The organism is Mesorhizobium sp. ANAO-SY3R2, from assembly GCF_042466635.1.
Lineage (GTDB): Bacteria > Pseudomonadota > Alphaproteobacteria > Rhizobiales > Rhizobiaceae > Aminobacter.
The window spans coordinates 1,031,154-1,056,468 of record NZ_CP159955.1; the positions used below are offsets into that span (position 1 = coordinate 1,031,154).

General features: G+C 64.8%; 21 protein-coding genes. 11 read left to right on the forward strand and 10 right to left on the reverse strand.

Going from position 1 to position 25,315, the window contains the following annotated elements:
• Positions 1-34: 34 nt before the first annotated feature.
• The 3 genes from ABSY17_RS09760 (at position 35) to ABSY17_RS09770 (ending at position 4,469) form a co-directional block, all read left to right on the forward strand.
• The gene (locus tag ABSY17_RS09760) at positions 35-2,368 is read left to right on the forward strand and encodes a tetratricopeptide repeat protein (RefSeq protein WP_378949794.1); all 2,334 of its coding nucleotides are present in this window, start codon (positions 35-37) and stop codon (positions 2,366-2,368) included.
• A gap of 85 nt (positions 2,369-2,453) precedes the next feature.
• Positions 2,454-3,716: an NAD(P)-binding domain-containing protein gene (locus ABSY17_RS09765; RefSeq protein ID WP_378949795.1), complete on the forward strand. Its 1,263-nt coding sequence runs from the start codon at positions 2,454-2,456 to the stop codon at positions 3,714-3,716.
• 114 nt (positions 3,717-3,830) lie between these two features.
• The gene (locus tag ABSY17_RS09770; protein ID WP_378949796.1) at positions 3,831-4,469 is read left to right on the forward strand and encodes a class I SAM-dependent methyltransferase; all 639 of its coding nucleotides are present in this window, start codon (positions 3,831-3,833) and stop codon (positions 4,467-4,469) included.
• A gap of 154 nt (positions 4,470-4,623) precedes the next feature.
• On the opposite strand, the gene ABSY17_RS09775 is transcribed toward ABSY17_RS09770, so the two are convergent.
• A complete protein-coding gene (locus ABSY17_RS09775) occupies positions 4,624-5,397 on the reverse strand; it encodes an SDR family NAD(P)-dependent oxidoreductase (RefSeq protein WP_378949797.1) in 774 nt (257 codons plus the stop codon).
• A gap of 195 nt (positions 5,398-5,592) precedes the next feature.
• Here ABSY17_RS09775 and ABSY17_RS09780 point away from each other — a divergent pair, with 195 nt between their 5' ends.
• Positions 5,593-6,498 carry a LysR family transcriptional regulator gene (locus ABSY17_RS09780; RefSeq protein WP_378949798.1) on the forward strand — a complete coding sequence of 302 codons (906 nt, stop codon included), beginning with the start codon at positions 5,593-5,595 and terminating at the stop codon, positions 6,496-6,498.
• A 65-nt stretch (positions 6,499-6,563) separates the two neighbouring features.
• Here ABSY17_RS09780 and ABSY17_RS09785 read toward each other — a convergent pair whose 3' ends face one another.
• On the reverse strand, positions 6,564-7,526 hold the full coding sequence (locus ABSY17_RS09785; RefSeq protein ID WP_378949799.1) for a Bug family tripartite tricarboxylate transporter substrate binding protein: 963 nt from the start codon (positions 7,524-7,526) through the stop codon (positions 6,564-6,566).
• Positions 7,527-8,172: 646 nt separating this feature from the next.
• On the opposite strand from ABSY17_RS09785, the gene ABSY17_RS09790 reads away from it, so the two are divergent.
• Positions 8,173-8,631, forward strand: coding sequence for a tripartite tricarboxylate transporter TctB family protein (locus tag ABSY17_RS09790; protein ID WP_378949800.1), 459 nt, complete (start codon positions 8,173-8,175; stop codon positions 8,629-8,631).
• Between the two features lie 22 nt (positions 8,632-8,653).
• Positions 8,654-10,153 (forward strand): tripartite tricarboxylate transporter permease, encoded by a 1,500-nt coding sequence (locus ABSY17_RS09795; RefSeq protein ID WP_378949801.1) that lies wholly within the window; start codon positions 8,654-8,656, stop codon positions 10,151-10,153.
• Positions 10,154-10,169: 16 nt separating this feature from the next.
• Here ABSY17_RS09795 and ABSY17_RS09800 read toward each other — a convergent pair whose 3' ends face one another.
• A complete protein-coding gene (locus ABSY17_RS09800) occupies positions 10,170-10,481 on the reverse strand; it encodes a MoaD/ThiS family protein (RefSeq protein WP_378949802.1) in 312 nt (103 codons plus the stop codon).
• Between the two features lie 18 nt (positions 10,482-10,499).
• Positions 10,500-11,582, reverse strand: a complete 1,083-nt coding sequence (locus ABSY17_RS09805) for a WD40/YVTN/BNR-like repeat-containing protein (protein WP_378949803.1) — start codon at positions 11,580-11,582, stop codon at positions 10,500-10,502.
• A gap of 309 nt (positions 11,583-11,891) precedes the next feature.
• On the opposite strand from ABSY17_RS09805, the gene ABSY17_RS09810 reads away from it, so the two are divergent.
• Positions 11,892-13,208, forward strand: coding sequence for an NAD(P)H-dependent oxidoreductase (locus ABSY17_RS09810; protein ID WP_378949804.1), 1,317 nt, complete (start codon positions 11,892-11,894; stop codon positions 13,206-13,208).
• Between the two features lie 315 nt (positions 13,209-13,523).
• Complete coding sequence (locus ABSY17_RS09815) at positions 13,524-14,921, forward strand: amidohydrolase family protein (protein WP_378949805.1); 1,398 nt, start codon at positions 13,524-13,526, stop codon at positions 14,919-14,921.
• 120 nt (positions 14,922-15,041) lie between these two features.
• Here ABSY17_RS09815 and ABSY17_RS09820 read toward each other — a convergent pair whose 3' ends face one another.
• Entirely contained in the window at positions 15,042-16,100 is a 1,059-nt protein-coding gene (locus tag ABSY17_RS09820; protein ID WP_378949806.1) for a succinylglutamate desuccinylase/aspartoacylase family protein, read from the reverse strand.
• A 112-nt stretch (positions 16,101-16,212) separates the two neighbouring features.
• Positions 16,213-17,313, reverse strand: a complete 1,101-nt coding sequence (locus ABSY17_RS09825) for an NADH:flavin oxidoreductase/NADH oxidase (RefSeq protein WP_378949807.1) — start codon at positions 17,311-17,313, stop codon at positions 16,213-16,215.
• Positions 17,314-17,424: 111 nt separating this feature from the next.
• On the opposite strand from ABSY17_RS09825, the gene ABSY17_RS09830 reads away from it, so the two are divergent.
• From ABSY17_RS09830 to ABSY17_RS09840, 3 genes are all read left to right on the forward strand, one after another.
• Positions 17,425-18,720, forward strand: a complete 1,296-nt coding sequence (locus tag ABSY17_RS09830) for an amidase (RefSeq protein ID WP_378949808.1) — start codon at positions 17,425-17,427, stop codon at positions 18,718-18,720.
• A gap of 104 nt (positions 18,721-18,824) precedes the next feature.
• Complete coding sequence (locus ABSY17_RS09835) at positions 18,825-19,883, forward strand: sugar phosphate isomerase/epimerase family protein (RefSeq protein WP_378949809.1); 1,059 nt, start codon at positions 18,825-18,827, stop codon at positions 19,881-19,883.
• A 165-nt stretch (positions 19,884-20,048) separates the two neighbouring features.
• On the forward strand, positions 20,049-21,221 hold the full coding sequence (locus ABSY17_RS09840; RefSeq protein WP_378949810.1) for a Gfo/Idh/MocA family protein: 1,173 nt from the start codon (positions 20,049-20,051) through the stop codon (positions 21,219-21,221).
• A 946-nt stretch (positions 21,222-22,167) separates the two neighbouring features.
• Here ABSY17_RS09840 and ABSY17_RS09845 read toward each other — a convergent pair.
• From ABSY17_RS09845 to cysT, 4 genes are all read right to left on the reverse strand, one after another.
• Positions 22,168-22,341 (reverse strand): hypothetical protein, encoded by a 174-nt coding sequence (locus ABSY17_RS09845; RefSeq protein ID WP_378949811.1) that lies wholly within the window; start codon positions 22,339-22,341, stop codon positions 22,168-22,170.
• Between the two features lie 186 nt (positions 22,342-22,527).
• Positions 22,528-23,571, reverse strand: a complete 1,044-nt coding sequence (locus ABSY17_RS09850; RefSeq protein ID WP_378949812.1) for a sulfate/molybdate ABC transporter ATP-binding protein — start codon at positions 23,569-23,571, stop codon at positions 22,528-22,530.
• A 13-nt stretch (positions 23,572-23,584) separates the two neighbouring features.
• A complete protein-coding gene (cysW, locus tag ABSY17_RS09855) occupies positions 23,585-24,469 on the reverse strand; it encodes a sulfate ABC transporter permease subunit CysW (RefSeq protein WP_378949813.1) in 885 nt (294 codons plus the stop codon).
• Positions 24,462-25,313 carry a sulfate ABC transporter permease subunit CysT gene (gene cysT / locus ABSY17_RS09860; protein ID WP_378949814.1) on the reverse strand — a complete coding sequence of 284 codons (852 nt, stop codon included), beginning with the start codon at positions 25,311-25,313 and terminating at the stop codon, positions 24,462-24,464. The genes cysW and cysT overlap by 8 nt, the downstream gene beginning before the upstream one ends.
• Positions 25,314-25,315 lie beyond the last annotated feature (2 nt).

Sequence of the window (25,315 nt, forward strand, 5' to 3'; positions counted from 1 at the left end):
GTATGCCGGGCGAATGGTGACGGGTGATAGTACGATGCGTAGCGCATGTCTGTTCGTCGCTGGTTTTATGGTCGCTTGCGTCCTGCCGGGCGCTGCCGCGGCAGACGTCAAGCTGGATGCAAGTGCGGCCGGCAATGCGGTTCGGGTTGCGGTGCCGGAAAATGCGAATGCGCTGCTGCGGTTGGGCGATCTCTACAGTGACGAGGCCAACGCCCACCGCGACCTGATCAAGGCCTTCGACTACTACAGACGCGCCGCGGATGCAGGCAGCGACGGTGCAAGGCTGCGCGTCGGCGAGATGCTGGCGCTGGGACAAGGCACTCCGCGCGATGTCGAGACGGGGCTTGCCATCATCGACGAGCTGAGACGCAACGGCGACGCCGGCGCACTGACGTTGCTTGGCGGCTTCTACAGCCGCCCCGAGCTGGGTATCGCTGCGCCCGATCTCAAACGCGCCTATCAATACTATCGGCGTGCTTCCGAAGCCGGAAGTGACAGCGCCACCTTGCGCATGGGCGAAATGCGCGCCCGCGGCCAAGGCACGGAGCAGGATGTCGAAGCCGGCCGGGCAGCGGTCAAAGGGCTGGCCGAGCGCGGCAATCCCTTCGCTCTGGTTGCGCTTGGCGGTCTTCTGAGCAGCGGCGATGCCGGCCCGGTCGACGTTGCGGGGGCCACTAACGTCCTGGAAAAGGCTGCCGCGCTCGGTCGGCCCGAGGCGCTGCTGCGGCTCGGCGATCTCTACAGTGAAAGCGGCCCGGTGCCAGCCGACTACGGCAAGGCCCTTGATTACTACCGCCGTGCCGCCGCCCAAGGCGACGCGACCGGGCGGCTGCGCGTCGCCGAAATGACCATTCGCGGCCAGGGCACCAAGCCGGACGTCGACGCCGGACTTGCGGTTCTGGATAGCCTCGCCGGCACGGGCGATGCCAACGCGCTGCTTTTTCTCGGCAATCTCTACGCCGCCAGCGGATCGACCGTAGTCCCTGCCGATTTGCCCAAGGCGTTCGCCTATTTTCGGCGCGCTGCCGATGCGGGAAACCCTGCGGCGGCCCTGCGGGCCGGCGAGATGATGTCGCGCGGGCAGGGAACGGCGAGGAACGCCGGGGCGGCGCGCGCCATGGTCCGTCAGGTGGCTGATGCGGGCAATCCATACGCGTTGATCGTTCTAGGCGACCTGCTGCGCGACCCGCGATCGTACAGTATCGACAAGGACGGCGCGATCGCAGCCTATGAAAAGGCAGCGTCTCTTGGCCAGACGGCAGCGCTGCTCCGGCTTGGCGCCTTCTATAGCGATGGCGGCACGGTTGCGGTCGATCTGCCGAAGGCGCTGAGTTATTTCGGTGCAGCGGCAGCCGCCGGCGACCTGACCGGCAAGGTCGAGGCCGGGGCCATGATCGCGCGCGGACAAGGCACCGAACGCAACATCAAGGCGGGCAGGGAGATGGTGCGCCAGGTGGCCGCCAGCGGCGACGCCAATGCGCTGATCGTGCTGGGCGATCTGCTCAGCCGTGGCGATGCGGGCCCGGTCGATGCCAAGGGGGCTGTCAAGGCTTACACCGAGGCCGCCGCGCTCGGCAGCTCGCAGGCGCTGCTGCGGCTGGGCGATCTATATCGCGATGGCATGGTGGTCAAGAAAAGCGGAAAACGTGCGGCGGAATATTATCGCCAGGCGGCGGATCTCGGCGATGCCTATGGGCTCTATTCGCTCGGCCAGGGCATGACCGACCGTGCGCTCGGGCGGACCGGCAATCCGGCCGAGGGCCAGAAGACCTTGCTGCAGGCCCAACGCTCGGGGCTTGCGGAGGCGGTGCGGCCGCTGGCCGACAGCTACATCAATATTCAGGGTTCGCGCCGTGGCACGCGGCAGGCGCTGGCCTTGCTCCAGACGGAGATGCTCGCCGGCAATATCGAGGCGGCGAAGCATCTGGTGGGGCTCTATCGCGACGGCTACCGCGCCGGCGGGGTGCTGCTGGTCAAGCCGAAGCCCGACCAGGCACGCATCGTCCTTGCCCAGGTGTCGCAAGACCTGACGCGTAGCGACCTCCTCCTGGAGGATCTGATGTTCGCCGCCGCTTCGAAAAAGAAGGCCGGCTATCAGACCATCCTCGACCGGATCGACGAACTGGCTCCGTCCGACCGGCAGTCGCTGGTGCGCGCGCTCAGGAATACGAGCCCCGCAGCCTACATCTATGTAGCGCAGGCGCGCCTCAGGGAACTCGGCCTGCTGCGTTCGCAAGCGACCGGGGTGCTCGATCAGCAAACGATCAGGGCGATGCGCTCATATTGCAAGCGGACGGGCGCAGGCGAGCTTTGCCGGGGCAGCCCGATGAGCAGCCCCACGGCGGACATGCTGTCTTACGCCTTTTAGTGACCGGCTGGCGCGCCGGGGCGTTCGGCCAGCCGGGAAACGAAGTGGAGAATTCAATCTAGTCGCAGACATCAGGAGTTCGAACATGCTTGTGCGTGGAAATGAAGCAGTCGATGTCGCCGTTGTAGGGGCAGGCCCATACGGGCTCGCGGTTTCAGCCCATCTGCGGGGCGCGGGCCTTTCGATCCGAACCTTCGGCCGGCCCATGGGCGCATGGCGCGACAACATGCCAAAGGGCATGTTCCTCAAGTCGGCATTTCTGGCGACGAGCATTTCGGCCCCGGGGCGCGGGCTGTCCTTGGCGGACTATTGCGACGAGAACCACATCACCGAAATCGACGATTTCCACCCCCTTCCGATCGATACCTTCATCAATTACGGGCTCGATTTTCAGCGGCGCCTGGTCAAGGAAGTCGAAGAAGTCAAAGTCGACTCTATCGTGCCCTTGTCCGGCGGCTTCCGTGTCTCGCTCGACAATGGCGAGAGCTTTGCCGCCCGCAAGGTGGTCGCGGCAGCGGGGCACATGTATTTCGCCTATACGCCGGACACGCTGGCCGATCTTGCCAGGGGGCAGAGTAAACCCGGGTTGTTGACGCATGCCGGCGACCATGACGATTTCGATCGTTTCGCCGGCAAGTCGGTGGCGATCGTGGGCGCCGGCCAGTCGGCACTGGAAAGTGCAGTGCTGTTACGCGAGGCTGGAGCAAAGGTGCATCTCGTGGTCCGCGGCTCGAGCCTCGAATGGATCGATCCGCCGTCGAAAGATGACGGCTTGCTGCGCTCCCTCGTCAAGCCCAACACCCCGTTCGGGCCGGGATGGTCGCATTTCTTCTTCACTCGGGCACCCGAGCTGGTCACCTATCTGCCGGCCAACCTGCGGCTGCTGCTCGCCCATGGCACCTATGGCCCGTCGGGCTCCTGGTGGCTGCGCGGCCGCTTCGACGGCGCCATCGACGTGCGTCTCGGCACGGAGGTCGTGGTTGCGCGCGAGGTGAACGGTAAGGCGGTGCTCAACCTGCGCAACCGCGCCGGCGCGGCATCGGCGCTGATCGTCGACCACGTGCTCGCCGCTACCGGCTACAAGGTGGATGTCGGCAGGCTCGACTTCCTCGACGCGGGCCTTCGGCGGGGGCTTCGCCGGGTTCCGGGATCGGGCGCCCCGGCATTGTCGCGGTCGTTCGAATCCTCGGTGCCGGGCCTCTATTTCGTCGGTCTGTCGAGTGCCGCCACCTTCGGGCCGTTGCAGCGCTTCGTCCATGGCACCGATTTCGCAGCCAGGACCGTGGCGCGGGCGCTTGCCGCCTCCGCCTCGCACACCGCGGCCCCCGTCTTCGCGCCGGCAGCCTAGGGATCGCACCCCAGGCTGTGCATTCCAGCCACCTCCATCGTGTCCGGAAAGGGCTCCGCGATGACGACGCCTGCACCACTGCAAACCCTGTTGGGCCGTATCAGACAGGACGGCATGACCCACACCTTTTGGCTGGCGGCGCGCCGACTGCGCTCGGAGCTGGTGGCGCGCCGGCAGGATGCCCTTCGCGGCATCTCGACGGCGCAGGAGGTGGCCGACCAGGAACTTGGCTTTGCCGATCCGCAGAACCATGCCTATGTCGCCACCGACTATGACGTGTTCCTGGCGGCGATGCAGCGCATCAAGGTGCGCCCCGGGGTCGATGTCTTCGTCGATTTCGGTTCCGGCAAGGGACGCGCCGTGCTGCTGGCGGCGGAGCGTCCTTTCCGGAAGGTCATCGGTGTCGAGTTCTCGCCGCAACTCCACGAGGTTGCGCAAAGGAACCTGCGTGCCGCTCGCAACCTCAAATGCACTGATGTCGAGCTGGTGCTGGCCGATGCGTCGCAATGGAAGATCCCCGACGACGCCACCGTGCTGTTCTTCTTCAACCCCTTCGAGGGCAGCGTTCTGGCCAAGGTATTCGAGAACATCCGCCGGTCGCTGGCCGAGGCGCCGCGCCAGATCTCCATCATCTACGTGCGTGCCGACAAGTTCTTCGAAAAGCAGATCCTGTGGCAGCATTGGCTGGTCAGGACCAACGAGTTGCCCTGCAGCGACGGCAAGGTGGCGATATACAGAAGCAAAAGAGCCTGACGGTCCTTCGACCGTCAGGCAGTTCACGCGCGCCCTTGCGCATCGGCCCGAAATTCGGAATTGATTTTCGGAAAGCACGATGCGCATTTTCAAAGTGTTGCAGCGTTCTGGCGCGTCATGAATGACGCGCGGCGCTGCAATGGGCGCGAGTGGGTCAGAACGTCGAGGCGAAGCCGCCGTCCACCGACAGCGTCTGGCCGGTGATGAAGTCCGAGGCCGAAGACGCAAAGAACACGGCAGCGCCGCCGAGATCCTGCGCCGGCTCGCTCCAGCGGCCGAGCGGGGTGCGCTCGTTCACCCACTTTTCCAGCGCCGGGTTCTTTTCCAGCATCGCCTTCATGATGTCGGTCTTGTTCCAGCCCGGGCTGATGGCGTTGACCTGGATGTTGTGCGGGCCCCATTCGACGGCCATCGCCTTGGCCAGCATCTTCACCGCCGCCTTGGAGGTGGCGTAGGTGCCGCCGCCGGCCTTGGCGAAGTCGGCGCTCAGCGAGGCGGTGACGACGATCTTGCCGGCCTTGCGCTCGATCATGCCCGGCGCCACGCGCTGCGAGACGAGCAGCACGCCATCGAGGTTGAGCGCCATCACCTTGTGGAAGTCGGCGAGCGGATAGGTGGCGAGGTCGCCGCGGATGTTGTGGCCGGCATTGTTGATCAGGATGTCGACCGGGCCGACCTTGGCCTCGAGAGCCGAGACGCCGCGGTCGATGCTTTCGGCATCGGTGGCGTCGAAGGCGCAGGCTTCGGCCTGGAATCCTAGCGCGCGGATGCGGGCGGCGGCTTCCTCCGCCTTGGCCTGGTCGCGGCCGTTGATGGCGACGATGGCGCCTGCGCGCGCAAGTGCCGTTGCCATGCCGTTGCCGATGCCTTGCGTCGAACCGGTGACCAGCGCCACCTTGCCAGTGAGGTCGAACGGGTTGTTTGCCAAATGTCTTCTCCCTTGGGCTGATGAGGGCTTGCGGGAGCGGCCACGCATGGCGGCCCTGGCCACCGATGCGGGGCCTGCCGCAATTGCCTGGGCATGGCCTAACACGCGAGATGACTGCGGCTTAAACGACATATTCAGTTGCCGTTATCTCGAAAAAGGATAAGCAGGCACGACATTTCCTGTCTGGGGGACGATATGGAGCTTCGCCATCTGAGATATTTCGTTGCCGTTGCGGCGACCGAGAATTTCAGCCAGGCGGCGCTGAAGCTCAATGTCGTTCAGTCCGCGGTTTCGCGGCAGGTGCGCGAACTCGAGCTCCAGCTCGGCTGCGACCTGTTCGACCGTATCGGCAAGCGGGTGAGGCTGTCGGCCTTCGGCGTGCAGTTCCTGGCACAGGCGCAGCGCATCCTGGCCGATGTCGAGCAGGCGCGCAGCCATGCCGTCATGGTGGCAAAGGGCCAGCTCGGCATCTTGCGGGTGGCGCTGCAGGTCGCCGCCTTCGACCGTCCGACGGTGCTCCGGTCGATCAAGCTGTTCAAGAGCGAGAACCCCGATGTCGAGCTGGTGCTGTTGCCGATGGGGGGCGAGCAGGTGGTCGAGGCGGTTCGGTCGGGCTCCGTCGACGGCGGCTTCGTCTATGCGCCGATGACCTATCCTGAACTGGCGTTTGAACGGCTGAGCCCGGAGGAATGGCTGCTGGCCATGCCCAGGGGGCATCGGCTCGCCACGATGCCAGAAATCTGCCTGCGCGACCTGACTGGCGAGCCATTCATCTGGTTGCCGCGGCACGTCTCGCCGATCCTGCACGATCGGATGCTGGCGGCTTGCCACAATGGCGGGCTGGTACCCAACATCGTCCAGACCGCATCCGACCGGCTACTTCTGCTCGGTCTTATCGAGGTTGGCATCGGCCTCTGCTTCCTGCCCGGGCCGATCGGTGGCGAGCGGTCGAAGGAGATCGTGCTGCGCCATGTCAGCGATTTTTCGCTGCCGGCCTATCCGAGTTTCATCTGGAAGCAGGCGGCGCACTCGCCGACCCGTCAGCGCCTGCTCGAAACGATCAGGCGGATCAAGCAAGAAGACGCCGCCGCAAGCGCCTGATGGCGCTTGCGGCGGCGTTGAAACTGGAGCGCCTGGAGCCAGGATGCGGCGCTCCGGGCCCAAGACTATTGCGGCGCCTTGTAGCCGGTCGCCTTGACGGCTTCGGCCCACAGCGCGCTGTCCTTCTTCATCAGCGCTTCGAGATCGGCCGGCTTGCCGGTCTTCAGGTCGAGGCCGAGGGCCGCGATCTTCTTGCGGTTGCCTTCCTCTTCGAGCACGCCGTTGATCTCGGCGTTGAGCTTCCCGACGATCTCGGCTGGAATCCCCTTCGGGCCAATGATCGCATACCAGGCCGAACTGCTCTCGGAGCCGGGCACGAATTCGCCGATCGACGGCACGTCGGGCAAGGTTTCGTAGCGGGCGGCGGTGCCGACGGCGAGCGCCTTGGTCTTGCCCTGCTCGAGGAAGTTGCGGGCGCTCGAATAGGTGTCGAGGGCGATGTCGACCTCGCCTGCGGCAATCGCCGTCTGCACCTGGCTGGCGCTGCCAGCATAGGGGATCGAGGAGATCTCGATTCCGGCCTTCGAGGCGAGCAGGCCGATGTCGAGCGTGTTGGTGCCGCCCATGTCGCCGTAATTCACCTTGCCCGGATTGGCCTTGGCGTATTCGATCAGGCCCTTGGCGTCGCTGAACGGTGCGTCGGCGCTGGCGAGCAGGATTCGCGTGGCCGAAGCCATCAGCGCGACGTCGGTGAAGTCCTCGACCGGGTCGAGCTTGAAGTCCTGTCCGGTGAAGGGCAGGGCAGCGATGCCGCCGCTGGTGACGGCCAGCGTGTAGCCATCGGCTGCGGCGTTGGAGATGAGGACGTTGGCGAGCTGGCCGCCCTGGCCGGGACGGTTTTCGACGACCACCGGCTGCGGCAACCTGGTCTTCAGGCCGTCGGCGACGATGCGCGCCAGAATGTCGGTCGGACCGCCGGCGGCCGCGCCGACCAGCAGGGTGATCGGCTTACTCGGATAGTCTTCGGCCTGCGCCGTGCCTGCCACAAGGGCAAATGCCATGCCCGCAACGAACTGTGTGAACTTCATCGGTTTCTCCCCCGGATTGATGGTGGTTCGGCTTCGATCCCGGTCTCCAGGTCGCGGGATGGTCGCATAGGTCTTAAGTATAAATTTGTATTTTTCAGTATTGTTTGTATTGCAATCTCTAGGTTCCGTATCCCCCGAGGAGAGCCTTTCGCCCAGGGCCGATGCAATCAGGATCGGGCAGGGGGAAGCGCGGAGCGGAGCTTCCATGCCGCCGCTGCATAGTCCCGTCAACCGTCATCGAGTGCAAAGCCTCCCGCGCAGACCAATGGTTTCCTCCAAAACCCAGTAAATTCGTGGTCGAATTCGAAGATATCGCGAAACCGATTGATGCCGCCAATGATATGAATCGATTTCTAAATCTCTGAAACTCATAAGCCGGCCCACCGGTTTGGGCACCTGTTGCGACCGCTGGAGGCCTTCTGTCGGTCTTTTTTGCGTGGCCACTCACCAAGGCGATACGAAAGCAACTCGACCGTTTGTTTGAAATGAGTGTGCTGGAATAGATGGTGAAGTCGCTCGTTATGGCAAAAATGGCGATCTATTCGGGGTTTGATAGGTACGGTAATTGGTATTTCAGTGAAAAATAGTCTTTTCGGACGATGTTGTCGCAAGGCGGCGGCGACAGTGGTCGCGATGGGAGGACCCCATGACACTGACTATCCGCAATCAACAGGATTTCGTATCCGGCATCGTTTTCGGCGTCGTCGGCGTGGCAGCGCTGACCGTCGCCCGCAAATACCCGTTCGGCACGCTGGCGCATGTCGGCCCCGGCTTCTTTCCGCTGGTGGCGGCGACCGTGCTGACCGGCTTCGGGCTGGTGCTTTTGCTGCGTAGTCTCGCGGGCAAACAGGCCGCGCCGGTTTCGCTCGCACCCTTGCCGATCCTCGTCATCGTCGGCTCGAGCCTGTTGTTCGCTTTCCTGCTGCGGCCGCTCGGCCTGCCGCTTTCCGCCATGCTGCTGGTCCTGCTGTCCACCCTGGCCAGTCGCTCGCTCGGTTGGCTTTCGGCGCTGGCGCTGGCTGTGGGCGTCGCCGCCTTCGTCACGCTGGTCTTCGTCGTCGGGCTCGGCCTGCAGATGCCCGTGCTCGGCACCTGGTTCTCCTGACGTCGCTGGAGGGGCTCGGAAAATGGATCTCATCGCCAATCTGCAGATCGGTTTCGGTGCGGTGCTCACGGCCGACGCGATCTTCTACTGCCTGCTGGGCGCGCTGCTGGGCACGCTGATCGGGGTGCTGCCCGGCATCGGCCCGGCGGCAACGATCTCGCTGCTTTTGCCCTTCACATTCGGCATCGAGCCGCTGCCGGCGTTGATCATGCTGTCAGGCATCTATTACGGCTCGCAATATGGCGGCTCGACCACGGCGATCCTGCTCAATCTGCCGGGCGAATCCTCGTCGGTCATCACCGCCGTCGACGGCTACAAGATGGCGCGCCAGGGCAAGGCCGGAAAGGCGCTGGCGACGGCCGCGATCGGCTCCTTCGTCGCCGGCTGCGTCGCCACCATCGTCATCGCCGCGGTCGCTGCCCCCGTGGCTGGACTCGCCCTCAAGTTCGGCGCGCCCGAATATTTCTCTCTCGTCGTGCTCGGCATCGTCACCTGCATCGTCATGGCGCATGGCTCGGTGCTCAAGGCTTTTGCCATGGTGGTGCTCGGCATCCTGCTTGGCACCGTCGGCGTCGATGCCAATACCGGCGTCGAGCGCTTCATGTTCGGTCTTCCCGGCCTTGGCGATGGCATCAGCTTCGTTGCCGCTGCCATGGGCCTGTTCGGCCTGACCGAGATCATTTCCAACCTCTCCGGCCAGTCCGACGAGGCGCGCGGCACCCACAAGGTTGGTTCGCTGCTGCTGTCGCGCAAGGATGTCCGTGACGTCACCCCGCCGATCCTGCGTGGCACCGTCATCGGTTCGATCCTCGGCGTGCTGCCCGGTTCGGGCGCGCTTCTGGCTTCGTTCATCTCCTACAGCTTCGAAAAGCGCATCGCCCGCGACCCCAGCCGCTTCGGCCAGGGCGCCATCGAGGGTGTTGCCGCTCCCGAGGCCGCCAACAATGCCGCAGCACAGACCTCCTTCATCCCGATGCTGACGCTTGGCATCCCATCCAACGCCATCATGGCGATGATGATCGGGGCGATGCTGATCCAGGGCGTGCAGCCGGGGCCATCGATGATCGAGAAGCAGCCGGAACTGTTCTGGGGCCTGATTGCGTCTATGTGGATCGGCAACGCGATGCTGTTGATCCTCAACCTGCCGCTGGTCGGGCTGTGGGCGCGCATCATCAGCGTGCCCTACAACCTGCTCTATCCGTTCATCCTGGTGCTGTGCTGCGTCGGCGTCTTCGCCATCAACAACAGCGAGTTCGACATCCTCTTGATGTGCGGCTTTGCCGTGCTCGGCGTCCTGCTCACCCGTAGCGGCTGCGAGCCAGCGCCGCTGCTGCTCGGCATGATCCTCGGGCCGATGCTGGAGATGTATTTCGGCCGCGCCATGGCGCTGTCGCGCGGCGATCTCACGATCTTCGTCACGCGCCCGGTCAGCGCTATACTGCTGGCCGTGGCACTCGGCGTCATCTTACTGGTGCTGCTGCCGAAATTCTCCAGGGCCCGCGAGGAGGCGTTCGTGGAGTAGCGATTGCCGGCGGCGTTCAGCCGCCGCTGATCGCCGTCAGCACGAACACCTCGACGCCGGGCCGGAGCTTGCTCTTCAGCGTGGCGCGCTCGCCCTCGACGAAGACATTCATGTGCTTGCGGATAGCAGGCCTTGAATCGCAGATGCGGTCGCGCATGCCGGGCCAGCGACGGTCGAGTTCATCGACCATTTCCCTGACGGTCGCGACCCGCATTTCAACGCGTCGCGGCGCACCGGGAAACAGATCGACCAGCACGCCCGGCAGCCGCACCACGACGGGTGCGACTTCCGCCTCAAGCTTGTTTGCACGCGATGGGGCGTCCAGCATCGTCTTGTGCCCTCGAACTCAGTCGTCGACGACGAGTGTTTCCACCGACAGGATCGACGGCAGGTGCTGGGCGACGTTGCTCCAGCTTTCACCCTCGTTGGCGCTGGCAAACAGCGCACCCGAGCTGGTGCCGAAATAGACGCCTGCAGGCTCCAGCCGATCGGTCGCCATCGCCTGGCGCAGCACGCCGATATAGGCGTTTTCCTGCGGCAAGCCGTTGCGCAGCGCCTGCCATTCGCGCCCGCCGTCGCGCGTCCGCCACACGGCCGCCTTGGCGTCGGGCACGTAGCGGCCGGCGCTGTCGCCATTGAGCGGCACGAGATAGAGCGTTTCCGGATCGCGCGGATGGGTGGCGGCCGGGAAGCCGAAGGTCGAGGGCAGGCCCTTTTCGATGCTGACCCAGTGCTTGCCGCCGTCGTCGGAGCGGTACATGCCGCAATGGTTCTGCTGGTAGAGCCGCTCGGGCATTTCGGGTGCCATCACCAGATTGTGCACGCACTGGCCGAATTCCGGATAGTTCTCGCCCTCGGGCAGGAAGTCGGCGCGGGTGCCGAGATTGCGCGGCTCCCAGGTCTTGCCGCCGTCGCCGGTGTAGAACACGCCGGCCGCCGAGATGCCGATCCAGATGCGGTCGTGGTCGTCAGGATCGACCACTAGCGAATGCAGGATCAGGCCGGCGCCGCCGGGGTTCCAGTGGGGCCGGGAAGGGTGCTTTTGCAGACCCTCGATGTGCTGCCAGGACTGGCCGGCATCGTCGCTGCGGAACAGGCCGGCGGGCTGCACGCCGGCAAAGAGGCTGCCATTGCCCTTGCCGAGGCTCCACACCGCCTTGATCGGCTCCTCACCCTCGGCATAAGCGAGCCCTTCGGATGAATGCGTCCAGGTCTCGCCGAGATCTGTCGATTTCCACACGGCCGGGCCGAACCACTCGTTGCCGCCGGCGCCCCAGATCGTGCCGGTCGCCTCGTCGGCGACGACATGGTTCATCGGCCAGGTCTCGCAGAACGGACCGCGCAGGCTCCACGATCGCCGTTCCACATCGCTTTCGGCGATAAAGGCGCCCTTCTTGGTGCCAAGCAGGATAAGGACTTTCTGTGCCATAAGTCTCCTCCCACGGAGTCATGTCTTCAGAAGTTGAATCTGGTTCGACTGCTATCGCTCTGAAATCACTCGCGTCTTGGTGTCCTGCCGTGGCTGCTCTCCAGGGCAACTCCGCGTCCCGGCGGGCAAGGATGCGCGATAGTATCGGCAAACGCACGGCCGGACCAGCTTCTGTCAGCGTTCTACTGACAAACGGGCTCCGCAACACCTCTATCGGCCATGCCGACATTCATGTTGACACGGTGCCATAATTCAATACCCGTCCAGCGTTAGAGATATATGCTTCGCTTCCTCGGGAGGACCATTCAGATGGCTATCAACGTCGCTCCGGTCGGCTTGGCGCGTGACCTTGTCGAGCGCGGAAAATCGGGCAAGCCGATCCGCATCGGCCTGATTGGCTGCGGCGAGATGGGCACCGACATCGTCACCCGCGTCGCACACATGCCCGGCATCGAGATCGGCGCGATCTCCGAGCTCCACCCCGAGGCGGCACACCGCGCCGCCGACATCGCCTATCAGGAGCCGGGCCATGCGCGTGAGGTGGGAACCGCCGCGGCACTGAGCGATGCCATCGAGGCCGGCAAGATCGCCGTCACCAACGACGCCGACCTGATCCTCAACAGCGGCCTGATCGACGTCGTCATCGACGCCACCGGCGTGCCGGCGGTCGGAGCCGAGATCGGCCTGCGCGCCATGGAGCACGGCAAGCATCTGGTGATGATGAATGTCGAGGCGGACGTCACCATCGGCGCCTATCTCAAGTCCGAGGCCGACCGGCTCGGCGTCACCTATTCGCTCGGCGCCGGCGACGAGCCGTCGTCGTGCATGGAGCTGATCGAGTTCGTCTCGGCGATGGGCCACACCATCGTCGCCGCCGGCAAGGGCAAGAACAACCCGCTCAACATCGATGCCGTGCCGCACGACTATGCCGAGGAAGCCAAGCGCCGCAACATGAACGTGCGCATGCTGGTCGAGTTCGTCGACGGCTCCAAGACCATGGTCGAGATGGCGGCGATCGCCAATGCGACCGGGCTCGTGCCCGACAAGGCCGGCATGCACGGCCCGGCGGCAACGCTGGGCGAGCTCAACAAGGTTCTCGTCCCCGAAAAGGACGGCGGCGTTTTGTCGAAGGTCGGCGTCGTCGACTACACCATCGGCAAGGGGGTCGCGCCCGGCGTCTTCGTCGTCGCCGACATGTCACATCCGCGCGTGCGCGAGCGCATGGAAGACCTGAAGATGGGCCATGGCCCGTATTTCACCTTCCACCGGCCCTATCACCTGACCTCGCTCGAGGTGCCGCTGACCTGTGCGCGCGTCGTGCTCTACGGCAAGGCCGACATGGTGCCGCTGGCCAAGCCCGTGGCCGAGGTCTGCGCGGTCGCCAAGAAGGACATGGCCCCGGGCGAAAAACTCGATGCCATCGGCGAATATTGCTACCGCGCCTGGATCATGACCGCACCCGAAGCGCGTGCGGCCAAGGCGATCCCTTGCGGCCTGCTGCAGGGTGGCACGGTCACCGCCCCGATCAGGAAGGGCGAGCTGATCAGCTACGCCAACGCGGCCGTCGCTCCCGGCTCGAAGATCGCCGAGCTGAGAGCGCGGCAGGACAGACTGGTGTATGGCTGATCGTTCTGCGCCGCGCGTCCATATACTGCGCGCGTCCAGTGCATGACCCCGAAAATCGGAATCGATTTTCGGAAAGGATCATGCACAGATTCAAACTGCTACAGCGTCCTTTGCGCGTCCAGAAGGACGCGCGGCGCTGTAGAGCCGATGGTAACCATCATTGCTGACCGTCGCTGACGCCGGTGGATAGTTCGCTGCCAGCGTGCCAATCTCATGGCGAGTTCGCTGCCCTGTTGCGAAGTGCATTGCCGCTGCATGGCCAAGCTGGCGGCAATAGCGTTCGTCAGGCGGTTTCGCATATTGGGGATCCATGAGATGACGGGCATGCGCACCTACCTCTTGAGCTTCCTGCTCCTTGTACCTGCACTTCTTGCCGGTTTCGGCGGCGCCAGCCGCGCGCATGACTACGCTGCCGAGGTAGCGGTGGCGGAGACCGAGCCTCTGCCCGCCCCGAGCGGCGCGGTCCTCTTCGAAAATGTCCGGATCTTCGACGGCAAGGCGAGCACGCTCTCGCCCGCATCGAATGTGCTGGTGAAGGGCAACGTCATCGAGCGCATTTCGGCAACTCCCATCGAAGCTGAGGGCGCCGAAGTCATATCAGGCGGCGGGCGCGTGCTGATGCCAGGGCTGATCGATGCTCACTGGCATGCGATGTTGATCGCATCTACCCCAGCAGAGGCGATGGGCGACGTCGGCTTCGCCAATCTTGCTGCGGGCGACGAGGCCACGCATACGCTGATGCGCGGCTTCACAACGGTTCGCGATGTGGGCGGGCCTGTGTTCGGCCTCAAGCGAGCGATAGACAGCGGCATCATCGCGGGACCGCGCATCTATCCATCCGGCGCCATGATCACCGTGACCAGCGGCCACGGCGACTTCCGACAATTCAGCGATCTGCCGCGGCAGATCGGCGGCCCGTTCACGCCCATGGAGAGGAATGGCGGCAGTATAGTCGTGGACAGCCCCGACGAGGTGCGTTTGCGTGCGCGCGAGCAGTTCATGCAAGGTGCCGCCCATATCAAGATAACAGCCGGCGGCGGGGTGTCTTCGCCATTCAGTCCGCTCGATGTCACCACCTTCACCGAGCCCGAATTGCGGGCAGCGGTCGAAATTGCCGATAATTGGGGCACCTACGTGATTGCGCACGCCTTCACGACGGATGCGACCAAAAAGGCGATTGCGGCCGGCGTGAAATGTATCGAGCACGGCTTCCTCATGGACGAGGCAACCGCCAAGCTGATCGCCGAGAAGGATATCTGGCTGAGCTTGCAGCCGCTTCCGGAGCTGATGAGGGTGGGTCTTCGTGAAAGAACGGTCGAGCGAGCAAAGGCGGATGAGGTATGGCCAGGCATCGCCCGGACGTACGAACTGGCGAAGAAGTACAAGATCAAGACGGCGTGGGGTACGGATGTGCTGTTCTCCCGCGAACTGGCGCGGCAACAGGGGGCAATCCTAGCTTCGCTCATCAGGTGGTACACGCCTGCCGAAGCACTTGTGATGGCGACAGGGACCAATGCCGAGGTGCTGAAGCTTTCCGGCAAGCGCAACCCCTATCCGGGGAATCTGGGCGTAGTGGAGGAGGGGGCGCTGGCCGATCTGTTGCTGGTCGATGGCAATCCGCTCGAGGACATCCAGCTCGTCGCCGATCCCGACAAGAACTTCCTGGTCATCATGAAGGACGGCCGCGTCTACAAGGACACCCTGCCGAACTGATCGCTCATTGGCGCGAGTTTTGGGCGGCTGGCGGCCGCCCAAACATTGTTCCGCATGTCTCGGTGCAGGACACGACGCCAAACGCCAGTGCTGACTGCGTAGCCAACACAGACGCCGTCCCTACGCCTCCAGCGCGCCCGACCTTGCGTCCTTGCTCGGTGCTACCCCGACCAGCTTGACGAGATCGTCGCCCGCACCGGTGGAGCGATGCGAGCGGCGGGTGAGTACAAAGCCGTCCTGCGGCGCAAAAACCTCGACGCGGCCGCCTTCTTCGCCGGGGGCGCGGACGATGGTGGCGAGGCGGTCGCCGGCCTTCACCTTGTCGCCGGGCTTCACGTCATAGAGGATCGCGCCGGCGCAAGGCGAAGGCACCATCTCTATATGGCTGATTGGTGCTGCGACGCCCGCGAACGGTCCAGGAGCGGCGACGGCGGGGTCGGAAATCACCCCGCGCGCCACCAGCAGGCTGTAGATGCCTTCGGCGTCGGCTTCCGCCGTGTCGGCATAGACGTCCGACGTGCCCCGGTATTCGACCGTCGTAACCACACGCCGATCGAGCCTTGCCTCTTCGCGCGGGATCTGCAGCCAGGGATGCAGCGAGGCTTCATCGAAGGACGAGCCAGACTGGCCGCCCCAGTGGATGACGGCGTCGACGCCCATGGCGGCGGCGCAGTCGGCCATCGCCGGCCACAGCGCGTTTGGCACGTAGAGATAGGCCACACCCTCGTCGTCGCAATGCAAGTCGAGCACGATGTCGTGGCCGACCGAAAGCTTCAGCAGCCGTGCCTTGAGCCGCTGGTCGGCCGGCATCGCCACCTCGTCGCCGGGCAGCAGCGAAACGTCCGGCCGCGCGAGCAGTGGGAAGTCGCGGTTGTAATTGACGCGCGAGGCGAGGTCGAAGCGCCCCTGGACCGCGCTGAAGAACTGCTGATTGGCGCCGATGGGGTTGGCGCGCGGCACGATGGTCAGGCTGCCCAGAATGCGGCCTTCGCCTTCGGCCTTCCGCAGCTTTGGCATCAGCGCGTCGATGGCAACCACGCCCGGCAGTTCGTCGCCGTGGAGTGCGGCCTGGATATAGGCTGTGGGCGCATCGTCAGACGATCCGGCAATGCGGTAGACCGGCATTTCGTAAACGATGCCTTCGCGGTCGCCCCTGATCGTCTCGACGTTTTTTTCCATCTTTTGTTCCCCTTGGTAACTGCACGCGTGTTTTGGCCGGCGATTAACCTGCTTTGCCGCGCCGCGTCCTGATCCAGCCGGATCAAGTCGCGGCGCCAGCTTTAGCCGAAAGTCAGCCGGCAGTCGCCCACTGCTTCATCAGCGCCGCCGAGCGCGCCAGTTGCGGTGCCGGATGGAACTCGTGGCCGAGCTTCGCTGCCGCCCGCCACGGCCAGCGCGGATCGGCGAGCAGGGCGCGGCCAAGCGCCACCATGTCGGCCCGGCCTTCGCGGATGATCGCATCAGCCTGCTCCGGCTGGTCGATCATGCCGACGGCACGCACCGGAATGCCGGTTGCCTTCTTGACGGCTTCGGCGAGGTGGACCTGGTAGCCGGGGCCGGTACGCAGGCTCTGCAGCGGCGAGTTGCCGCCGCTTGAACAGCAGATATAGCTGACGCCCACGTCACGGTAGGCTTTCGCCACCTCGATGGCCTCTTCCAGCGTGAAGCCGCCGTCGACCCAGTCGGTCAGCGACATGCGCGCGCCGAGCATCAATTTTGGCACAGCCCGCGCCACTTGGCGCGCCACCTCGATGGGAAAACGCATCCGGTTTTCCAGCGAGCCACCCCATTTGTCTGTGCGCTGGTTGGACAGCGGCGACAGGAACTGGTGCAGCAGGTAGCCATGCGCGGAATGCAGCTCGATGAAGTCGAAGCCGGCGCGTTCGGCCCGCTTCGCTGCCTGAACGAAATGGCCGATCGTCTCTTCGATGCCCTGTTCGCTCAGCGCCTGCGGCACCTGCCAGCCATCGGCATAGGCGAAAGCGGAGGCCGAGACCACCGGCCAGGCGTCTTCGTCGGCGCCCAACGGACCCGAGCCCTCCCACGGGCGGCGGTTGGAGCCCTTGCGGCCGGCATGGGCAAGCTGGGTGCCGAACTTCGCGCCAGGCGTGGCGACCCGCTTGGCCGCGTCGAGCGCCCATTTGGCCGCCGCCTCGTTGGCGTCGGAATAAAGTCCCATGCAACCGTGGCTGATGCGGCCGCGCCGCACGACGTCGGTCATCTCGACTGTGATCATGCCGGCGCCCGACATGGCGAGGTTCATCCAGTGCTGGAGATGCCAGTCCGAGGCCGAGCCGTCATTGGCCGAATACTGGCACATCGGGGCGACGGCGATGCGGTTGGGGAGTTCGAGGTTACCGAGGGTGATCGGTGAAAACAGATGGGCGGTCATGGTTGCTCCGAGAGATGGGAAGGCGAATGTAAGGTGTTTGCGGCCGCCGACAACCATGTTGCATGATGCCAGGCCGTGCTATTCGATCGGGCGACGGCGAGGGGAACGTGCATGACGACCAGGGACAGGCTCGAAGCGATATTGGCGCAGCTTGCGGCGCGGGCCGGGGACGAGCGCGTGTTCATGAAGATCTATGGCGAGTCAGCTCGTGCGGCAGCCGATGCGGCAGATGCGCGGGTTCGCGCCAGTGTTTCGCTGGGGGCCCTCGACGGCGCCATCGTCTCGATCAAGGACCTGCTCGACGTCGCCGGCGAGCCGACGCTGGCTGGCTCACTGATGCGCCGCGACGCCGCCCCAGCGATGGAGGATGCGCTGGTGGTCAGGCGCCTGCGCCGCGCCGGTGCGGTCATTGTCGGCAAGACGGCGATGACCGAGTTCGCCTTTACGGCACTCGGCATCAATCCGCATTACGGCACGCCCGGCAACGCCGCCGATCCGGCGCTGATCCCGGGCGGCTCGTCGTCGGGGGCCGGTGTGTCGGCGGCCGAAGGCACCTCCGACATATCAATCGGCTCGGATACGGGCGGCTCCGTCCGCGTTCCGGCCGCCCTCAACGGCGTCGTCGGCTTCAAGCCGACGGCGCGGCGCGTCCCGCTCGACGGTGCTTTCCCACTAGCGCCGTCGCTCGATTCGCTCGGCCCGCTGGCAAGGACCGTAGCGCAGTGCATCGCCACTGACGCCGTCATGGCCGGCAAGGAAGCGTTTGCGCCTGCGCCGCTGGCGTTGACTGGGTTGCGCATCGCCGTTCCCCGGGGCCGGCTGATGGAGGGCTGCGACATGATCGTCGCCGCCGCCTTCGACCGCTCGCTGGCGCGCCTCGCCGCCGCCGGCGCTCAAATTATCGATATCGCGGTCGACGATCTCTTGGCGGGCATGCGCGAGGCGACGCGGGCGGCCTCGATCGCGGCCATCGAAGGTGCCGAAATCCACGCCGACTGGCTGACAACAGGCGCCCCGACGGCGGTCGACCGCAACGTAAGCGGTTCGCTGGGCCGCGCCATGCAGGTTCCGGCGGTCACCTATATCCGCACCATGCGCCGGCGCGCCGAGCTTGCGGCGGCCATGGACGCGCGGCTGTCGGCTGTCGATTTCCTGGTGCTGCCGACCACCCCGATCGTTGCCCAGCCGATTGCCGAGATGCTGGCCGACGACATGCACGCCGACCGCACCGAGGGGCTGCTTCTCCGCAACACCCAGGTCGCCAACCAGTTCGACCTCTGCGCGCTGTCGCTGCCTGTGCCGGGCAACCGACTGCCGGTGGGCCTGATGCTGGTCGGCCGCCATGGCCACGACCGCCGGGTGCTTGCCGCTGGGCTTGCCGTCGAAGCCTTGTTGCGCGACGCATAGGACATCGCGGTGACCAGGCTTGCGGGGCCACTTGCGGAGCCGGCCCGAATAATGATCATCTGGCCTGCAACGTTACAGGCGGAATCGCACGAGGAGAAACAGCAATGCCGTCGACCATGAAAGGACCAGCGATCTTCCTCGCCCAGTTCGCGGGCGACGAGGCACCGTTCAATTCGCTGAAATCGATTACATCGTGGGCGGCTGGGCTCGGCTACAAGGGTGTGCAGATCCCGACACCTGATGCGCGCCTGTTCGATCTCCAGAAGGCGGCGACATCAAAAGCCTATTGCGACGAGGTCATGGGCATCTGCGCTGATGCCGGCGTCGAGATCACCGAACTGTCGACCCATCTGCAGGGCCAGCTGGTGGCGGTCCATCCGGCCTATGACGCGCAGTTCGATGCCTTTGCGCCGGCGGCGGTGCATGGCAAGCCCAGGGAGAGGCAGCAATGGGCGGTCGAGCAGATGAAGCTTGCCGCGCGGGCATCGCAGAACCTTGGTCTGAACGCCTGCGTCTCGTTTACCGGCGCGCTTGCCTTCCCCTATCTCTACCCCTGGCCGCAGCGGCCAGGGGGGCTGATCGAGGAGGCCTTCGCCGAACTCGGCAAGCGCTGGCGGCCTATCCTCGACGCCTATGACGAGGCCGGCGTCGACCTCTGCTTCGAGCTCCATCCCGGCGAGGACACGTTCGACGGCGCCACCTTCGAGATGTTCCTCGACGCGGTCGGCGGCCACAAGCGCTGCAACATCAACTACGATCCCTCGCATTTCCTGCTGCAGCAGCTCGACTATCTCGCCTTCATCGACATCTACCACGAGCGCATCAAGGCGTTTCACGTCAAGGACGCCGAGTTCAACCCCGACGGCCGCCAGGGCGTCTATTCCGGCTACCAGGGCTGGCTCAATCGCGCCGGCCGCTTCCGCTCGCTCGGCGATGGCCAGGTCGACTTTTCCGGGATTTTCTCCAAGCTCGCGCAATATGGCTACGACAGCTGGGCGGTGCTGGAGTGGGAATGCTGCCTCAAGCATCCGGAGGACGGGGCCGCCGAGGGCGCGCCCTTCATCGAGAGTCATATCATCCGCGTCACCGACAAGGCTTTCGACGATTTTGCCGGCGGGTCGAGCGACCGGGCGATGCTGAGGAAGATGATGGGCATCGAATAGGCACACAATTTACCCCCTCATCCGGCCGCTGCGCGGCCACCTTCTCCCCGTGGGGGAGAAGAGGCAAGCGGCAACGCCTCAGACCTCCTCTCCCCCACGGGGAGAGGGTGGCCAAGCGAAGCGGAGGCCGGGTGAGGGGGCTCAATTTAACGGGGGAGGGGAAAAATGGTCGGTGCATCGAAATCCGAAAGCGGCAGTGGCCCGATCCGCTACGGCATGGTCGGCGGCGGGCAGGGTGCCTTCATCGGCGGCGTGCACCGCATTGCCGCCCGCATGGACGGCGATTTCCAGCTGGTGGCGGGCGCGCTGTCGTCCAACTCGGAGCGCGCCAGGGCTTCCGCCGCCGAGATCGGCCTCAATCCCGAACGCAGCTACACCTCGTTTGCCGAGATGGCCAAGGCCGAAGCCAAACGCCCCGACGGCATCGAGGCGGTGGCCATCGTCACGCCCAACAACATCCATTTTCCCGCAGCCAAGGCCTTCCTCGAAGCCGGCATCCACGTCATTTGCGACAAGCCGCTGACGGCGACGCTCACTGAAGCGAAGAAGCTCGCAGCCCTTGTCGAAAAGACCGGCAAGGTTTTTGTCCTGACCCACAACTACACCGGCTATCCGATGGTCCGGCAAGCGCGCGAGATGGTCGAAAAGGGGCTGCTCGGCGATATCCGTGTCGTCCAGGCCGAGTATCCGCAGGACTGGCTGACCGAGGACCTCGCCGCCACCGGCCAGAAGCAGGCGGCGTGGCGCGCCGACCCGAAACAGTCGGGCGCGGGCGGCGCGACCGGCGACATCGGCACTCATGCCTACAACCTCGCCCGCTTCGTCACGGGGCTGGAGCTGGACAGCCTCTCGGCCGACCTCGACGCCTTCGTGCCGGGCCGCATGCTCGACGACAACGTCAACGTCATGCTGCGCTTCAAGGGCGGCGCCAAGGGCATGATCTGGGCGAGCCAGGTGGCGCCGGGCCACGAAAACGGGCTCAAGCTGCGCGTCTACGGCTCGAAGGGCGGGCTCGAGTGGGTGCAGGCCGACCCGAACTATCTCTGGTACACGCCCTTCGGCCAGCCCAGGCAGATGATCACCCGCGGCGGCGCCGGCGCAGGGCTTGCCGCGGCGCGGGTGACGCGCGTGCCGTCAGGCCACCCCGAAGGCTATCTCGAAGGCTTTGCCAACATCTACCAGGAAGCAGCCCGCGCCATCCGCGCGGCGCGGAAGCCGGGCGGCAAGCCGGGTAAGGACGTCATTTTTCCCACGGTCCAGGACGGCGTCGAAGGGGTTGCCTTCATCGAGGCCTGCGTGCGCTCGTCGAAAAAGAACGCGGCCTGGACGAGGTTGTGAGGGGGTAGGGTGGGATCTGACTGAGACAACACAGTCCGGCCAACGTCGCGGCCAAGGCATGTCCGTCAACCTTGCTGCGTCGGTTGGTTGACCTCATTCGGCACCGACATTGTTCTGGATAGGCTGCGGCATGGCTTCCGGACACTGCCCGCTCGCTTTGCTCGCTCACGAGGTCGGGAATGACGGATGGCGGGGGCGCTTTCGCCAGTCTCCAACGTTTGCGATTGGCGTTCGCGGAAAATGAAGCTCGTCATTCCCGACCTCGTGAGCGAGCAAAGCGAGCGGAGAGTGTCGGGAATCCATGCCGGAACATTGAAGAAAGAGGCGGCGGACCATGTTCAAGCGGTAGCCTTGCTCCTTGAGTTTAGAGGGTGTGATCCAGTGGCGTCGTGTCCGACTTGGACGTCTTGCGTCCATGCTTGGCAGTGTACTTCTGGTGACCATCCGGCTTCTTGTCTAATGCTAACTGCTCTGATTTATTTTCGGCATGCTTTAGGTGAGGGGATCTGCTCGAATGGACGATACTATAATCGGCTACATAGTTGCTTGGATACCAATCATAGGAATCCTTTGGATCTTCGGCTTCTTCGTGATGAAGCTTGTCAAAGTCCAACGCAAATCGGTCACCGCACTTGAGCGGATAGCGGATCAGTTGGAGCAGATTGGCCAGAGGTCACCGGGTCTAGCCCCCAACGATACTGAAAGGCCTTAGCTTCGTCCGTCCGCCGGCCCGATGGCTCGATCAGCACGCGCCGGCAGCGCGTGCGTATGGACGAGGTCATGAACTTGCGTGCATCGTCTATAGACGGCAGTCTGGCCTCAATACCGACGCCTTTGGACAGAAACCATTCACAGAGTTCGGTAACGCTGTCCTTGCCCTGATTGGCGGTAACTAAATCGGGCCGCTCCGTACAGGCGCGCAGGGTGCCCACGGTGTCAGCAATGCCTACCCCGCGAACGATCCGATGACGAGACCGGCCATGACCAAGGCAGTGCCGATCGTCGCGAGGAGGGTGAGGGTTGGCAGAACCCCGATAGTGGCAGCAACTGCCACCACCGCAGCCAGGAACGCGGCGACCACGAGCGCCAACACGGGCCTCTTTCGGATGAATTCGATCATGGGGGTTCGATCCTTTCTTCTTTCCCCCTATCTAGCCGCTCGACTTCGAAAGGCCATATCGCGCCCCTGCGACATGAGGACTGGTCACCCTGGGTAAGCGCTCATCGCGGCCACCGAGGATTGCATCCGGGCACGCTCCGAACCCGCGTGGTCGCGCTCGTGTAAGCCCCCGGCCCGGCCGACTGATCACCTCGCCTTCGGAAACACCTTCCAGCGCTTCGGTCGGAACGCCACGCGGCTCTTCTGCGCCGCCGGGTGGCCGACGGGCAGCTCGATCTCGACGCGCTCGCGGGCACCGCCGATCTCCAGTTCGACGCGGCGGGTTCCCGCCACGCGCCGGCTCGCCGCCACGGTGCCCGCGATGCAGCCGCCGCATTCGTCGAGCAGCTCGACGTCGTGCGGGCGGAAATAGAGCGTGGCCTCGCCATCGGCCAGGTCGGGCACGGACAGCCCGATCGGCCGGTCGTCCATCCAGACCTCGCCGTTCTCCACCTTGACCGGCAGCGAGCTCGAGTCGCCGATGAAGCCGTAGACGAAGGGCGAATTGGGCGTGTCGTAGACCTCGTCGGCGGTGCCGACCTGCTCGATGCGTCCCTGGCTCATCACCACCACACGGTCGGCGAGTTCGAGCGCTTCCTCCTGGTCGTGGGTGACGAAGACGGTGGTATGGCCGGTGGCGTCGTGGATCTCGCGCAGCCAGCGCCGCAACTCGCGCCGCACCTGGGCGTCGAGCGCGCCGAAGGGTTCGTCGAGCAGCAGCACCCTGGGCTCGATCGCCATGGCGCGGGCGAGCGCCACACGCTGGCGCTGGCCGCCCGAAAGCTGCGCCGGATAGCGTTTTTCCAGCCCCGAGAGCTGAACCAGGTCGAGCAGTTCTGAGGCGCGGCGTCGAATTTCCTTCTTCGTCGGCCGCTTGGCCGACGGCCTGACCTTGAGTCCGAAGCCGATATTGTCGGCCACCGTCATGTGGCGGAACAGGGCGTAGTGCTGGAACACGAAGCCGACATTGCGCTCCTGGATCGTCCTGTGCGAGGCATCCTCGTCACCGAAATAGATCTTGCCGCGGGTCGGCCGCTCCAGACCGGCGATCAGGCGCAGAAGCGTGGTCTTGCCCGAGCCGGAAGGTCCAAGCAGCGCGATCAGTTCGCCGGACTTGATGTCCAGCGATACGTCGTGCAGCGCCGGAAACTGGGCGAATTCCTTGCGCACATTGGAAACGCGAACTTCCATCAGTATGCCTCTGTCAGTGTCCGCGCGTGGCGGCGATCTCTGCGCCGTAGCGCAGCTCGAGAAGGGTTTTCAGCACAAGCGTCACCAGCGCCAGGCCGGCGAGCACGGAGGCCACGGCAAAGGCGCCGACGGCATTGTATTCGTTGTAGAGGATCTCGACCTGCAGCGGCATGGTGTTGGTCTGGCCCCTGATATGGCCCGAGACCACCGACACGGCGCCGAACTCGCCCATGGCGCGCGCGTTGCAGAGCAGCACGCCGTAGAACAGGCCCCATTTGATGTTGGGCAGCGTGACGTGCCAGAAGGTCTGCCAGCCATTGGCGCCGAGCGAGAGCGCTGCCTCCTCGTCGCCGGTGCCCTGTTCCTGCATCAGCGGGATCAGTTCGCGCGCAACGAAGGGGAAGGTGACGAAGATCGTCGCCAGCACGATGCCGGGCACGGCAAACAGGATGACGATGCCGTGCAGCTTGAGCCACGGCCCAAGCAGGCTCGATGCGCCGAACAGCAGCACATAGACCAGACCGGAAATGACAGGCGAGACCGAAAAGGGCAGGTCGATCAGGGTGATGAGAAAGGCCTTGCCCTTGAATTCAAACTTGGCGATGCACCAGGAAGCGACGATGCCGAAGACCAGGTTGAGCGGCACCGAGATCGCAGCTACCAGCAGCGTCAGCTTGATCGCCGCGACGGTGTCCGGCTCGCCGACGGCGGCGAGGAACGGGCCAAGACCTTTGGCGAAGGCCTGCGCGAAGACGACGATCAGTGGCAGCAGCAGGAAGATGCCAAGGAAGGCGAAGGCCGAAGCCATCAGCAGCAGGCGCGCAAACGGCCCTTCGCTGGACGCCAGCGAGGCGTGCGCGTGCGTCTGGTCGGCGGGGTAGAATTCCGGGTCAGCCATAACGCTTGCGGGTCCACGCCTGGATGAGGTTAATGACGAAGAGCATTGCAAACGACAGCACCAGCATGATCGCGGCGATCGCGGTGGCTGCGGCGTAGTCGTATTCCTCGAGCCGGATGACGATCAAAAGCGGCGCGATCTCCGACACGTAGGGCAGGTTGCCTGCAATGAAGATGACCGAGCCGTATTCGCCGACGCCGCGGGCGAAGGCGAGCGCGAAGCCGGTGGTGACGGCCGGCGCCAGGCCTGGGAACAGTACCCTGGTGATGGTCTGGAAGCGGCTGGCGCCCAGCGTGGCGGCGGCTTCCTCGACCTCCTTGTCGATCTCCTCGATGATCGGCTGCACCGTGCGCACGACGAAAGGCAGGCCGATGAACACGAGTGCGATGACGATGCCGAGCGGGGTGTAGGCGACCTTGATGCCGAGCGGCGCAAGCAGGCTGCCCATCCAGCCCTTGGGCGAATAGAGCGTGGTCAGCGCTATGCCGGCTACTGCCGTCGGCAAGGCAAAGGGCAGGTCGACCATGGCGTCGATGACGCGGCGGCCGGGAAATCGGTAGCGCACCAGCACCCAGGCCACGAGGGTGCCGAAGACCACGTTGATGGCAGCTGCGATGAAGGCCGTGCCGAAGCTGACCTCGAGCGCCCTGACGGTGCGGCGGTCGGTGGCGATGGCCCAGAAATCGGTCCAGCCGAGCGCGGCCGAACGCCAGACCAGTCCCGAAAGCGGGATGAGGATGATCAGGGTGAGGTAGGCAAGCGTGAAGCCGAGCGTCAATCCGAAGCCCGGAATGACGCTCGGCTGCCTGAACCGCCACCCCGCCGGAGCGGGAGCTGAATTCATGT